Origin of the sequence: Sphingobium sp. MP9-4 (assembly GCF_005281675.1) — a bacterium.
In the GTDB taxonomy this organism is placed as follows: domain Bacteria; phylum Pseudomonadota; class Alphaproteobacteria; order Sphingomonadales; family Sphingomonadaceae; genus Sphingobium; species Sphingobium yanoikuyae.
Genome location: NZ_LUFI01000053.1, coordinates 1 through 13,910, shown reverse-complemented (window position 1 = coordinate 13,910; position 13,910 = coordinate 1). Strand labels below are relative to the sequence as shown.

At 63.7% G+C, this 13,910-nt stretch carries 10 protein-coding genes and 1 pseudogene; 9 read left to right on the top strand and 2 right to left on the bottom strand.

The genetic code is table 11. From position 1 onward, the window contains the following. Nucleotides 1-26 precede the first annotated feature (26 nt). The 4 genes from A0U87_RS17350 (at nucleotide 27) to A0U87_RS17335 (ending at nucleotide 3,927) form a co-directional block, all read left to right on the top strand. Nucleotides 27-1,709 carry a GMC family oxidoreductase gene (locus A0U87_RS17350; RefSeq protein WP_004209527.1) on the top strand — a complete coding sequence of 561 codons (1,683 nt, stop codon included), beginning with the start codon at nucleotides 27-29 and terminating at the stop codon, nucleotides 1,707-1,709. 73 nt (nucleotides 1,710-1,782) lie between these two features. After that, nucleotides 1,783-2,817 carry a LacI family DNA-binding transcriptional regulator gene (locus tag A0U87_RS17345; RefSeq protein WP_048936708.1) on the top strand — a complete coding sequence of 345 codons (1,035 nt, stop codon included), beginning with the start codon at nucleotides 1,783-1,785 and terminating at the stop codon, nucleotides 2,815-2,817. A 55-nt stretch (nucleotides 2,818-2,872) separates the two neighbouring features. Next, nucleotides 2,873-3,295, top strand: coding sequence for a Dabb family protein (locus A0U87_RS17340; RefSeq protein ID WP_234415681.1), 423 nt, complete (start codon nucleotides 2,873-2,875; stop codon nucleotides 3,293-3,295). A 65-nt stretch (nucleotides 3,296-3,360) separates the two neighbouring features. Then, nucleotides 3,361-3,927: a DUF1993 domain-containing protein gene (locus tag A0U87_RS17335; RefSeq protein WP_048936706.1), complete on the top strand. Its 567-nt coding sequence runs from the start codon at nucleotides 3,361-3,363 to the stop codon at nucleotides 3,925-3,927. Nucleotides 3,928-4,027: 100 nt separating this feature from the next. Here A0U87_RS17335 and A0U87_RS17330 read toward each other — a convergent pair whose 3' ends face one another. Continuing rightward, a complete protein-coding gene (locus A0U87_RS17330) occupies nucleotides 4,028-5,140 on the bottom strand; it encodes an ROK family transcriptional regulator (RefSeq protein ID WP_048936705.1) in 1,113 nt (370 codons plus the stop codon). Nucleotides 5,141-5,264: 124 nt separating this feature from the next. On the opposite strand from A0U87_RS17330, the gene A0U87_RS17325 reads away from it, so the two are divergent. From A0U87_RS17325 to A0U87_RS27135, 3 genes are read left to right on the top strand one after another with little or no spacing between them, the layout of a single operon-like run. Then, nucleotides 5,265-7,760 carry a TonB-dependent receptor gene (locus A0U87_RS17325; protein WP_017501016.1) on the top strand — a complete coding sequence of 832 codons (2,496 nt, stop codon included), beginning with the start codon at nucleotides 5,265-5,267 and terminating at the stop codon, nucleotides 7,758-7,760. Beyond that, the gene (locus A0U87_RS17320; protein WP_048936704.1) at nucleotides 7,760-8,938 is read left to right on the top strand and encodes a YdcF family protein; all 1,179 of its coding nucleotides are present in this window, start codon (nucleotides 7,760-7,762) and stop codon (nucleotides 8,936-8,938) included. The genes A0U87_RS17325 and A0U87_RS17320 overlap by 1 nt, the downstream gene beginning before the upstream one ends. An 8-nt stretch (nucleotides 8,939-8,946) precedes the next feature. Continuing rightward, nucleotides 8,947-9,939, top strand: coding sequence for a nuclease (locus A0U87_RS27135; protein WP_313040002.1), 993 nt, complete (start codon nucleotides 8,947-8,949; stop codon nucleotides 9,937-9,939). Nucleotides 9,940-10,007: 68 nt separating this feature from the next. Here A0U87_RS27135 and A0U87_RS17315 read toward each other — a convergent pair. Continuing rightward, nucleotides 10,008-11,255: pseudogene (locus A0U87_RS17315) on the bottom strand (MFS transporter); the annotation flags it as partial. A gap of 536 nt (nucleotides 11,256-11,791) precedes the next feature. Here A0U87_RS17315 and A0U87_RS17310 point away from each other — a divergent pair. Together A0U87_RS17310 and A0U87_RS17305 are read left to right on the top strand one after the other, a co-directional pair. Next, a complete protein-coding gene (locus A0U87_RS17310; protein ID WP_048936702.1) occupies nucleotides 11,792-13,030 on the top strand; it encodes a site-specific integrase in 1,239 nt (412 codons plus the stop codon). Between the two features lie 258 nt (nucleotides 13,031-13,288). Beyond that, the gene (locus tag A0U87_RS17305) at nucleotides 13,289-13,735 is read left to right on the top strand and encodes a hypothetical protein (protein WP_048936700.1); all 447 of its coding nucleotides are present in this window, start codon (nucleotides 13,289-13,291) and stop codon (nucleotides 13,733-13,735) included. Nucleotides 13,736-13,910 lie beyond the last annotated feature (175 nt).

Genomic DNA, 13,910 nt, shown 5'->3' with positions numbered 1-13,910 from the left:
GACAGAAAACTCCAGGAGAGGACATCATGGCTTCGACAGACAGGTACGATGCGATCGTCATCGGTTCGGGCATCAGCGGCGGTTGGGCCGCCAAGGAACTGACGGAAAAGGGGCTGCGGGTGCTGATGCTCGACCGCGGCCATATGGTCGAACATGGCGAGGATTATACCTATGACGGCAAGCCCGCCTATGAGGTGCCCGCCCGCAACATCATGCCCGACCCGCTCAAGCAGAGCGATTATTTCATCGCCCAGCATGGCTATGTCGCGCCCAGCAATCAGGCCTTCTACAATAATGACCGCCTGAACCCCTATGATTATGGCGCTGGCAGCAAATTCTACTGGATCCGCCCCGCGGCGGTCGGCGGCAAGTCGCTGATCTGGGGCCGCTGGAGCTTCCGCTGGAGCCCGGCCGATTTCGAGGCGAACAAGCGCGAGGGCATCGGCGGTGACTGGCCGATCCGCTATGAGGATCTGGTCCCCTGGTACAGCTATGTCGAAAAATATATCGGCGTATCGGGATCGCGCGAGAATCTGGCCTATCTGCCCGACAGCGAATTCCAGCCGCCGATGCCGATGAACATCGCGGAAAAATGGATGAAGCAGCGGCTGGAAACGCAATTCCCCGGCCGCAAGATGATCAATGCGCGCCTTTCCAACATGACCGAGGACAAGCCCGAGCAGAACCGCACCAAATGCCAGCTGCGCAACCAGTGCGGCAATGGCTGCTCCTTCGGCGCCTATTTCTCGACCCAGGCGGTCACCCTGCCGGCTGCGCGGGCGACCGGGCGGCTGACCTTGCGGTCCGACGCGGTCGTCACCAACCTCGATTATGATCCGGCGACCAAGAAGGTCAGCGGCGTGCGCTTCGTCGATGCCAAGACCGGGCAGGCCGAAACCGTGACCGCGCGGCTTGTGTTCCTGTGCGCGTCAGCCCTGGCCTCGACCCAGATCCTGATGAACTCGCGCCCGGCGGGCAGCGGCAAGAGCCATTTCGACAGCAGCGGGACGCTGGGCCGCTATGTCATGGACCATATCTTCCGCGTCGGCGTGAAGGGCGACATCCCCGGCATGGAGGAGTTCATCGAATATGGCCGGCGCCCCGGCGCCATCTATGTCCCGCGCTTCCGCAACAATGGCGACAGCGAGGATGTCGGCTTCAAGCGCGGCTATGGCTATCAGGGTGGCGCCTATCGCGAGCCGTCCAAGCCGGTCGGCTTCGGCGCGTCGATGAAGCAGGGCATGCGCAAATATGGCGGCTGGAAATTCCAGATGGGTGCCTTTGGCGAATGCCTGCCCTATGAGGATAATTATGTCGCGCTGAGCCCCGACAAGACCGACCGGTTCGGCATGCCGCTGATGCAGTTCAACGTCACCTTCCGCGACAATGAGATGCGGATGATGGCCGATGCCCGCGAACAGGGCGAAAAGATGCTGCGTGCGGCGGGCCTGACCAACGTCACCAGTTCGGTTCGCGAACATGTGCCGGGCGATGCCATCCACGAAATGGGCGGCGCGCGCATGGGTGCCGATCCGCGCGCATCGGTGCTCAACCAGTGGAGCCAGGCGCATGATGCCAGCAATCTGTTCGTCACCGACGGCGCGCAGATGGCCTCCATCTCCTGCGTCAATCCGTCGCTGACCTTCATGGCGCTGACTGCCCGCGCGGTCGACCATGCGGTCAAGGAAATGAAGGCAGGCCGGGTCTGACAGGGGCGGCCCACTCCCGACGCTGTGCTGCGCCGCAAAACCGGCTATCAGGGGCCATGAGGATGAGCTTCTGATGGCCCGGCGGCGGGAAAATGGCGTGACGATCCGCGCCGTGGCGGAACGGGCCGGCGTGTCGGCGATGACGGTATCCAACGTCATCAACGGCGCCGGCCGGGCCAGCGCGACCACGGTCGCGACGGTGCAGGCGGCGATCGCGGAACTGGGCTATGTGCCCAATCTGGCCGCCCGTCGCCTGGCCAAGGCGCGGGCGACAACGGTGGGCCTCATCTACAGCAACCGGCGCACGCCCTTTCTCGATGCCGTGCTGGTCGGATCGCTGCGCGCGACCAATGCCAATGGGCTGCAACTGATCCTGCGCGACGGCGATGGCGTGACGCTGGACGAGGCCGAACGCATCGCCCAGGAACTGGTGCGCAGCGGCGCCGACGCACTGCTGCTGATCCCGCCCTTTGCCGAACAGTTGAGCGGATCGGCGATATTGCCGGCGCTCGGCGTGCCCTTCGCCGCGATCGCCACCGGCACGCCGCTATCGGGCATATCGACGGTGCGGATCGACAATCAGGCGGCGATGGAAGCGTTGACCCGGCGTGTCATCGCCGATGGCCATCGCCACATCGCCTATGTCGCCGGCCCCGATCATTACAGCGTGGTCGCGGCCCGGCTCGACGGCTTCTACGCCGCCCTCCAGGACGCCGGCCTGCGCGTGGACGATAGCCTGATCGTCGAGCATAGCGCATTCGACCATGCGTCCGGCATGGCGGCGGCACAGGCGCTGCTCGCCCGGCCCGACCGGCCGACCGCGATCCTGTGCAGCAGCGACGATCTGGCGGCGGGCGTCATCGCCCAGGCCGGACAGATGGGGCTGACCCTGCCCCATGATCTGAGCGTCACCGGGTTCGACGACACCATCCTTGCCTCGCGCGTCTGGCCGCCGCTGACCGTGATCCGCCAGCCGGTCGAGGACATGGCCTTTCGCGCCACCCAATGCCTGATCGGCGCGCTCGGCAAGGGCGGGATGCGCGTCAGCGACGAGATATTCGACCATCAACTGGTGCAGCGCGCATCGATCGCGCCGGCCAGCACTTAGGGCTTCACCGGGTGGCGCGGATCGCCGCCCTTTCAGCGACAGGGGACAGAGCATCATGGAAACGAGCAGAAGGGAATTGGCGGCGATGATGGCATTGGGCGGCGCAGGCATGGCCCTGTCCTCGACACAGGCCTCCGCACAGGCCGCGACCCCGGTTCAGGCGAAACTGGTTCATCATGTCTTCTTCTGGCTGAAGCGGCCGGGCAACCAGGCCGATCGCGACCAGTTGATCGCCGGCCTGCGCACGTTGCGCGCGATCCCCGTGATCCGCGACCTGCAGATCGGCGTGCCCGCCAGCACCGAAAAGCGCGATGTGGTCGATTCCTCCTTCGACGTGTCGGAACTGATGGTCTTCGACAATGCGGTCGACCAGAAAGTCTATCAGGACCACGAAATCCATCAGGCCTTCGTCAAATCCTGCGAGCATCTGTGGCAGAAGGTCGTGGTCTACGACATGCAGGTCGTGCCGGATCGCTGAGCCAGGCATCGCAAGGCGGCCCGACCCGCGCTAGGGTCGCTCATCAGTCTGAACGAGAGAAGATCATGATTCTGCCGGATATTCTTGCTCCCACCTATGTCCAGATGCTGGGCGCTTTGTCGGCCTGGCTGGCCAAGGCCGAGGCCGGGACGCAGGATGGCATGGCCGAAACATTGCCGGGCGCGCGGCTGGCGCCGGATATGTTCCCGCTGTCGACCCAGATCCGCTTCGCCTGCGTCCAGGCGCAGGAGGGCATGTACCGGTTGCGCGGCGAAGCCTTCCCGCCGCTGGTCGGGCAGTTGCTCGATGAAGGCCGCAACGCGGGCGAGAATCCCGGATCGATCGCCGATGCGCAGGCAAGAATAGCCGAGACGATTGCGATCGTGGAAAGCCTTGCGGCGGATGCGCCGTCCATCGATCCGGCTGCGCCGATCGCCCATGCACTGCCGCAGGGCATGATCTTCGACCTCACCGCCGGCCAATTTGTCCGCGACTGGGCGTTGCCGCAATTCTACTTCCACATCATGACCGCCTACGCGATCCTGCGGGCACAGGGCGTGGACCTGGGCAAGGTTGATTATGTGGCCCACATGTTCCCCTATTTGCGGCCCGGCACCCTGCCTGCGCAATGAGGTGACATAGCGGCGGCAGCGCACGCTGTGGTTCATGGCCATGGAGCCGCGTCGTGGCCCGTTTTCGGCATTGCCGTTCATCACCGGCGCGACGCCGATCCTATGTCTCGGCAGACAGGGCATGGATCGGCAGCAGGGCCGCGCCGAAGGTGATCGGCGATCCATGCAGGTTCGATATTCTGACCGGCGGGCGGCGATGATGGACCGTGGTGACGAGGTCCGCCTGATGCAGGCGATCGGCCAGCCCCTGCAGGATGGTCGATGGCAAGGTGCCGGCCAGCACGATCGCCCCTGGATCGAGCCAGGCGAAGGCCGTGTTGCTGACCATCTGCAATTGCTCGGCCGCCCGGTCCAGCCAGATGTCGATCGTCGGTGCCTGGTCGGCAGCATGGAAATCAATGTCCGCGACCGAGGATAGGTCGCAACCATTGCTGCGGAGCATCGCCAGCAGATCCAGCGGGCTGGGACGCGGCAGATGCCCTGGAAACAGGCAGCCAATCTCGCCCGCGACGCCATATTGACCGCGCATCAGGCGCCCGTCGACAATGACGCCGGCGCCAATGCCGAAGCCCAGCAGCAGCACGACGATCGTGCCGAAATCGCGCAGCAGGCCACCCAGATAATATTCGGCGATCGCTGCGGCATTGGCGTCATTCTCGATCCACAGCGGCCAGCCCATTTCGGCGGACAATATGTCGCGCAGCGGCGCATCGCGCCAATTGGGCAGGACGTCGACGACGCTCCACCGATCGCCGGCCGGCGACAGGGATGGTCCTGGCACCGCCACGCCCAGGCCCAGCATGCGGCGTCCCAGCAGGCCGTGCCGGTCCACCAGTTCATGCGTCATGCGCCGCACCTTGCGGGCAAAACCCTGGGGATCGATCGGTGCGACGGCCTCATGATGGGTGGCGATGGTGGCGCCGGTGAAATCGACCAGGGCGATGTCGATGAAGCCCTTGTGCGCCGTCGCGCCGACCGCATAGCCGCCATGGCCGGCCAGCCGCAGGGGAATGGCCGGGCGCCCGCGGCCCTGTGCTTCCGCGCTAGGCACTTCCTCCACCAGATTGAGCCCGATCAGGTCGCGCGACAGGCGGGTGAGGGCGGTTCCGCTGATTTCCAGCGCGGATGCCAGCGCGGAACGGGACAGTGGCCCCGACTTGCGCAGCATCTGGAGGATGCGCCGCTGGTCCTTGTCCAGGGTGGGAAATAGCATGATCGATCCCGCTATCGGTGAAAGCGACGACCGGTTATGGGGATTTATTTATTTTCACAACAATAATTAAAAATGTCATATCGCACGGCCAGAGGCGCCCCGACCAATTCAGAGGGGACGCATCATGCTCAAGACTTTCCTTGCCTCCGGCACGGCGCTTGCCGCGCTTTGCACCATCACCACGCCTGCCCTGGCGCAGGCCGCCGCCGACGCCGCGCCCGCCGCTGAAGCGGCTGCCGATGCCGGCAACGGCCCCAACGACATCATCGTGACCGGCTCCACTCGCGCCCAGCGCCGCTTCGACGTATCCTATGCGATCAACACCATCTCGGCCGAGGATGTCGAGAAGATCGCGCCTGTCAATTTCGCCGACCTGATCGGCCAGCTGCCCGGCTTCCAGACCGAAATCACCGGCGGCGAAGTGCAGAATATCTACCGCATCCGCGGCCTGCCCAATGATGGCGGCTTCGTCAGCTTTCAGCAGGACGGCCTGCCGCTGTTCCATGAGAATGACGGCGTCTTCTTCCGCGGCGACGCGATCCTGAAGCAGGATCTGATGACCGACCATGTGGAAGTCGTGCGCGGCGGCCCGGCCCCGGTCTATGCCAGCTATTCGGGCGCGATCATCAACGCGATCACCGTCACCGGCAGCGACGAAGCGCGCGGCAAGGCCCAGGTCACGCTCGGCGACACCGGCCTCTATCGCCTCGACGCCTATCAGGCCGGCCCGCTCGGCAACGACACCTATTATGCGATCGGCGGCTTCATCCGCTATCATGACGGTTATCGCGACAATGGCTTCGCCAATGACAAGGGCGGCCAGCTGCGCGCCAATATCAAGCATGATTTCGACAATGGCTCGATCAAGCTGAACCTCAACTATGTGAACGACCACAACGTCTTCTATCTGCCGATCCCGATCTCCGACCCGCGCGATCCCAGCGTCTCGCTCGACAAATATATCGACTATTTCGACGGCACGATGAATTCGCCGGCGCTGCGCCATGTGAACCTCAAATATCGCGACGGCACCGGCCAGATCCAGAGCCGCACCGGCGACCTGTCGGATGGCCGCCATATGCAGATGGTCAATTTCGGCGCCCAATATGATGGCGATTTCGACGGCTGGCTGGTCTCGGCCAAGGCCGGCTATACCCAGGGCAAGCTCGATTTCAGCGCCTTCTACTCGACCACCAACCCGGCCGACGGCAACGCCTTCGCCGCCGGCTATCTCGCCCGCGCCACGACGGCTTTCGGTGCGGTCGACCATTTCGGCTATACGCTGGCGGGCACCAACACCGTCTATGATCCCTATGCGGCGTCGGGCCTGGTGATGCAGGGCCAGTATCGCGACATCCACTCGAAATTCTATTCGGCCCAGGCCAATCTGTCGGTCGCCAAGAAGTTCGAGACCGGCTTTGGCACCCATGACCTCAAGCTCGGCCTCTATGGCAGCTTCTATGGCGAGGACAGCCGCACCCTCTATCAGAATTACCTGATCGAAGTGGCCGGCAAGCCGCGCACGCTGGACCTGGTCGCCTATAATGCCGCCGGCGCGGAAATCGGCCGCGTCACCGACAATGGCGTGCTCAACTATGCCGCCACCCTCAATCAGGGCGACAGCGACGCCAAGATGTTCGCCGTCTTCGCCAACGACACCTGGGAAATCGTGCCGGGCCTGCGCATCGACGCCGGCATCCGTCACGAACGCTACAGCTACAAGGGCTGGGCCGCGCTGACCGAGGCGGCCAATCTGGGCGACTCCAGCACCCTGGCGGACGACAGCACCCGCGCCTTCACCGGCGTGATCCTGAACCAGAAACTGAAGCCCAACGTCACCAACTGGACGGTCGGCGCCAATTACGACTTCTCCAGCCATGTCGGCATCTATGGCCGCGCATCGCACCTCGAAACGCCGCCCAACGTCCAGACGGTGATGAGCATCAACCCGACCATCATCACCACCAAGGCCGATCAGTTCGAGGCCGGCCTCAAGCTCGCCTTCGGCCGCTCCTATCTCTACGTCACCGGCTTCTACACCAATTTCGATCCGTTGAACGCCAGCTTCCTGGCCTATGATCCGACCACGGGCCGGAACGATGTCAACGTGCCCTTCATCGGCGAGGCGCAGGTGAAGGGCGTCGAATTCGACGGCAAGCTGGCGCTGACCAACTGGTTCTCGCTCAATGGTGCGCTCACCATCAGCGATCCCAAATACAAGAATTTCGAAAGCTCGACCGGCGCCGATCCGGAACAGGCCGAAGGCAACCAGATCGTCCGCCAGCCCAAGGTCTACGGCAATATCCGTCCCAGCTTCGACTTCCAGACGGGCGACACCGACGTGTCGGTCTATGGGCGCTACACCTATATGGGCAAGCGCTATGTCGACCTCTACAACAACACCGCGCTGCCGGCCTATGGTACGATCGGCGCGGGCATCACGGCGCGCCATGGCAGCTGGCAGGCACAGATTGTGGGTGACAATCTGTTCAACGCCCATGGCCTGACCGAAGGCAATACCCGCACCGACTCGCTGAGCGGTCAGGGCAGTGCCGAGGCGATCTATGGTCGCCCGATCTTCGGCCGCAACTTCCGCCTCGTCATCAGCAAGTCCTGGTGATGGCCCGCCGCCTCGGCCGCGTTTCGGCGTCGTTGATGACGATGGCGGCGGTGGCGATCACGCCCGCCCCGGCTCTGGCCGGGGCGGCGCGCGACGCCGTGACGGAGGCGCTGTCGCGGCGCCTCTTTCCCGTGCTGGACGCCCTTGGACACGATCCGGCCGCCCTTGCCGCCTTCCGCGCCCGGCCGGACATGGATGCGCTGCTCCATGCCCGCGAAGATCGCCGCACGGCGTGTGCCGGCGATGTCGATTGCGTGGCACAGGCCCATATCTGGACCCCGACCGAAATCGCCCTGATGGTGCAGGCTGCGCTGTCGCTGCGTGACGTGCCGGTCGCGGACGATGGTGCCGGTGCGCAGATCCGCCGCGAGGTGGAGGGGATCAACGCCATCCTGCGCAGCTATGCGCTGGGGCAGGTGCCCGCCTATCCCGATATCGACGGCGCCGGCACGATCGATCCCCGCGAGCGTCAGGCCAGGCTGCGCGCCGCCGCCTGGATCGCGCAGACGCCGCGCAAGGGATCGGCCCAGGCGCTGGATTCAAGCATCGACTATGCCCTTGCGCTGCTCGACGTCAGCGACCGCACCGACGCGATCGGCTTCGAGCCGCTAACCGGCGGCCTCAACGCCCCCGCCATGGCGCGGGCCAAAAATATCGACTGGAAACGCTATCGCTACAGCGCGCTGATCGTCACCGGCGTCGGCCCGGAAGTCGACGGCATGGCGGTCAGCCCCTTCGGCAAATATCATCTGCGCCTCGCCGCCAACCGCTTTGCCGATGGTGATGCGCCTTTCCTGATCCTGACCGGCGGCCGTGCCCATCCGCGCGCGACCCGCTTCGCCGAGGCGCAAGAGATGCGCCAGGCACTGATCGAGCGCTATGGCGTGCCCGCCGATGCCATCATCATCGAACCCTATGCCCGGCACACCACCACCAATTTGCGCAACGCCACCCGCCTGCTGATGACGATGGCGGCGCCGCTGGACAAGGATACGCTGATCGTCTGCAATCCGGGGCAGAGCGCGATGATCGAAAATCCGCTGTTCGTGCAGCGCAACGACAAGGAACTGGGCTATCAGCCCGGTGCCATCGGCGCGCGCCTGACCCCCACCGAATTGCTGTTTCGCCCGTCGCGCCTGTCCGCGCGGGTCGATCCGCGCGATCCGCTCGACCCCTGAAGGGAGGCATGATGACACGTAAACTGACCTTGGCCCTGGCGCTCGGTGCGCTGGCGTTCAGCCCCGGCGCCGCCATGGCCTGGGGCGGCACCGCCCATGAAGTGATCGATCGCGCCGCGCTCGATGCCATCCCGCAGGACGGTCCCGTCTTCCTCAAGGCCTATACCGACTATATCGCCGCCTCCGCCTCGCTGCCCGACAGCTGGCGCGGGGATTCGGAGAATTTCTCCAAGATGGAGGAAGACCCCAATCATGGCTGGTTCCGCGAGCAGTTCCGCTTCGTGAAGCCGATCCCGCGCTCGCGCTACGAATTCATCCTGGCGCTCTACAAACGCTATGAGACGATCAAGGACAGCGATCCGGCGACCGCCGCGCGCACCAATGTCCGCTGGACCGGCACTTTGCCCTATGCCGCGATTGAGGCCTATGACCGGCTCGTCGTCTGCATGCGCCATGTCCGCAAGGCGCAGGCCGAAGGGGGCGACATATCCGTCCCGGCCCAGCATTGCGCCTTCCAGACGATCCGCCTTGGCCATTATATCGGTGACGGCGCCCAGCCGCTGCATGACTCGATCCATTCGGACGGCTGGCGCGGCGACAATCCCGGCGGTTACACCCGCGATCGCAGTATCCATGGCCGCTTCGAAAGCCAGTTCGTCGATGGCATGAAGCTGACCGTGGCCGACATCGCGCCGCGCATCGGCGCGCCCGGTCATCGCGAGGGCGACATGTTCGACGCGATTCTCGCCTTCCTGGATCAGGCCGGCGATCGGATGGAATATGTCTATCAGCTCGAAAAGCGGGACGGCTTTGCCGACTTCGCCGACAAGGATGTGCGCGCCCTCGTCTATGAACGGACGGCTGCCGGCGCTGGCATGCTGCGCGACATGCTCTGCCGCGCCTGGGCGGAAAGCGCCAGCCCGCCGGCCAGGGTCGTGCCCGCGCCGCTCGATTTCTCCAACCCGCGCTTCAACCCGGAAACCGGATCGGCGCCCGACTGATCGCGTGCCTCCCGCCATGCCAGCGCTGCGAGCAGCCGGGCATGGCGGGCATGGCCAAGGTCGAAGCGCCGCATCAGGAAGATCGCGCAAAGGCTGCCAAGGACAGGAACGCCCAGTCCCAGGCCGAGCATGCCGGCCTGGACTGCCGCAGTCTGTGCCTGCCCCGGCACATAGCCCAGCAGGCCAAGTGTCCAGCCGGTCAGACTTGAGAAGGCGGCACCGCTTGCCTTGACCACGACGAGATAGAAGGCGAACAGGCCCGTCTCGAAGCGCCTGCCATGGCGCCATTCCACCACATCGACGGCATCGGCCAGCAGCCCCCATGGCAGCATGAACATGCTGGCGAGGCCGACGCCGATCACCGCCGCACAGATGGCCAGGGCAGGTGGCCAGGACAGGCAGGCGGCGAAACCCGCCAGCCCGATGATGCTGACCCCATGTCCCATGGCGAGCAGGGCGCTCTTGCTGAAACGTCTGGTCATCGCGGTCCACAGGATCACGCCTGCGAATTGGCCGATCGTCACGGCCAGCAGCAAGGTCGCGACAAGATCGGGGCGGCGGACGACATAGCTGCCGATATAGAGCAGGGAGCGTCCGAATGCCGGTGCGGCAAATCCGGTGAGCAGGGCCAGAAGAGCCAGTGCCACGACCATCGGGTCGCGAAACGGGATGTCGATGCCGTCCTGCCTTGCGCTTTGCCGGGCGGTGCGGGCCGCACCACCGCTTGGCTCGCCGCCGCAGGTCCATGCGCACAGGATCATCGTCAGGGCAAAGATGGCGCCCGTCGCCGCGCCGGTGAGCGCCAGCCGATCGAAGGACCGGGTATTGCCCGCATCTTGCACCAGCGGCGTCAACAAGGTCGCGACAATCAGCGCGCTCGCCGTACTGAACAGCAGTCGATAGCCCGAAACACGGCCGCGCGCGCTGCTGTCGCTGGTCACCTGCGCCATCAGCGCATTGTGCGGCACGTCGATGATGGCATAGGCGCCCCGGAATATCAGCAAGGCCATGGCCAGCATCCATAGCTGTCGGGCGCCAAGCAAGGGCATGGCATAGAGCAGGGCGAAGGCGATCGCGCAGGGTGTTGCTGCGACCGCCACCATCCAGCGATAGCCCTTGCCGACATGCCGCAGGCGGATCGTCAGCCGCGCCGCCAGCAGATCGAAGATCAGGTCGCCGCACAGCGCGGCGAGCATCAGCCATCCCGCCGTCGTCGCGCCAAGGTTCAGCACGTCGCTCAGCAGGAACAATATCGTCAGATCCGCGCCGCTGAAAACCAGTGCCTTGCCGAAATTGCCGGAGGCATAGGCCAGCATGCGGCCATCGTCCCGTGTCCAGATCACCTCGATCGCCCCTGATGGTCGTGACCGCACGGGGAATTGCGGAATGCGTCGCGCCTAGAAGCGCATTCTTTCATTTGTGCGACAAAGGCGTTGGGAATGGGGCCGGTGGCTTATCGCCATTGGCAGCCCTGGACCACGCGACAGGGCGGGCCACAGGCGGATCAGGGCCGCGTGGCCGCAGCAGGAAAGCGCATGTGACAACGCGGCCTTGCTGCCCCCGAAGGGTGATTATCGTATCGATTTCTGGGAATACTGGAGCGGGCGAAGGGATTCGAACCCTCGACCCCAACCTTGGCAATTCGCCCGAAGCGTATTTTCTGTCTTTTTCGATTTTACGCTACAACGGCAAAAAGCACGCATTTCTGCCGTTTATTTGCGATCGGGATTCGTCAGTGTTATCCTGCCCTACGCCCGGATTTGACCTCCAGGACTTATAAAATAAGCAAAATCAGGTCGAAATCCGGAAAAAGTAAGCAGATTTTTGGGTCATTTGGCAGGCGACTGAAATCATGGCGAAAATCACAAAAACGCTCATCGAAGCTCAGAAACCTTCGAAAGATGGGGTCAAGGGTTCGAATCATCTTCTGTGGGACAGCGAGCTGCGTGGCTTCGGTGTTTCTATCGGCCAGAGCCGGCGAAGTTTCGTCGTTCAGTACCGTTTGCCGAACGGACAGAGCCGTCGAAAGGTGATTGGTCGGTTCGGGTTGATGACCGTGGAGGAAGCCAGGCGGCAGGCTCGCATCATCCTTGGCGATGTCGCCAATGGGCGAGACCCTGTCGAGGATGCCCGGTCGAGCGGGCAGGGCTATACTGTAGACCAGATTTGTGACTGGTACCTTGAGCGAGCCTCAGCCGGCAAAATCATCGGCAGAAGCCGCAAACCGATCAAGGCATCCACTCTGACGATGGATCGAAGTCGTGTCGATGCCCACATCCGTCCGTTGCTAGGCCACAGAATAATTGCCACATTGAAGCTCGGTGATATCGAAGGCGCCCAAGCCGACATCGCTGCTGGTGCGACCTCCAAGCCCAGGGTGGGCAGTCGTGGGGGAGCCACCAAAGGCGGCGAAGGCGTAGCCTCGCGCTGCATGTCTACGCTTCACTCGATTTTCGAACATGCCGTGCGACTTGGCGAAATCGACAAAAATCCCGCGAGGGGCATTCGCAGAATTGCGAGCACGCCCAAAATGAGGTGGCTCTCTCAGGCTGAGATCAGGAAGCTCGGCATAGCGCTCAGAGAAGCTGAGGCAGATGACGAGCATCCTACCGGGATAGCCGTGATCCGATTGCTGTTGCTGACTGGCTTTCGTCGGCTCGAAGCACTCAGTCTTGAGCGCGACTGGCTCCTTGATGAGGAGAGCGCGATTCACTTCAGGACGACAAAAACGGGGGCGCAACGACGCGTGATAGGTCAGCCTGCTCTCCAGCTTCTTTCGGCGCAGGCCGATTCGGGTTCGCGATATTTCTTCCCAGCCGATTGGGGAGATGGCCACTTCATCGGCATAGTGCGGGTCTTGGATAGAATTTGCCATCGAGCAGGACTCGAAGGCGTGACACCCCATGTCTTGCGCCACACTTTCGCAAGTGTCGCCGGCGGGCTTGGCTACTCCGAACTCACGATTGCGGCACTGCTGGGACACGCCTCCCGCGGCGTCACGCAGCGCTACATCCATATCGATGAGCCGCTGCGCGCCGCCGCAACGGCGGTAGCCGAGTATATCGATGAACTTTTGCGAGGGTGCAGATGATCGCCCTCCACCATCATGACATGGAGATGAGCTCCCTATCCGAGGTTGTGCTTCGACGCGCGGAGCAGCGGCCCTCGACGCGAGCTCGCTCAGGGCACGGCCCACGAAAGCGCAGGACTGTGGCGGCGACAATATCCCCGATGCCACTCTAACAGCACAGATGATCCAGGCCTGGCAGGCTGGCAAAGTCGACCGGGCTCGAAATGAATTTCATTCTTGCCGCCTCGACATTCGCATCGATCACAGGACGCGCGAACAATGAAGCGCGCGATAATCCTTGCCGTTTCTCTCCTCGCCGCATGCGATATATTGCCTCGCGATCCGGCCGGCACATCGAAGCGGATTGCAGAGCAACGAACCTTCACGGTCGCACTCGCCGATCCAACTGTGCACGAAGCCGCACAAGTCCGGACGCTGGTACATGAAATTGAGCGGCGAACCGGCGCGAAGGCACAATGGCGGACAGGCGCGGGCGAGGCACTTTTCCAGCAGCTTGACGACGGTACGCTTGACCTGGTGATCGGACGTTTTTCGGCCGAGAGCCCCTGGGCGATGGATGTGGCATTTGGTCCGCCTCTCTCGACGACAGGAACGAAAGACACGCCGCTGCAACTCAAGGCGGCCATGCGCAACGGCGAGAACCGGTGGATCATGACAGTCGAGCGTGCGAGCCGCGCGATTTCGCAGGAGGCGCGCGACGAATGAGCGATACGAGTCTTCCCGATGAACTGCGCGAGACGATGGCGCGGGCGGTGCGCCTGGAATGTCAATCGGCGTGCAAACGGGACCCCCGATCGGCGCGCAAAAGGGACCCCTTTTCAAGGATGGCAGGAAGGTCGAGGAACGCGCCTTGCGCAGCGCGCGGCGTAGGGAGGGCGGA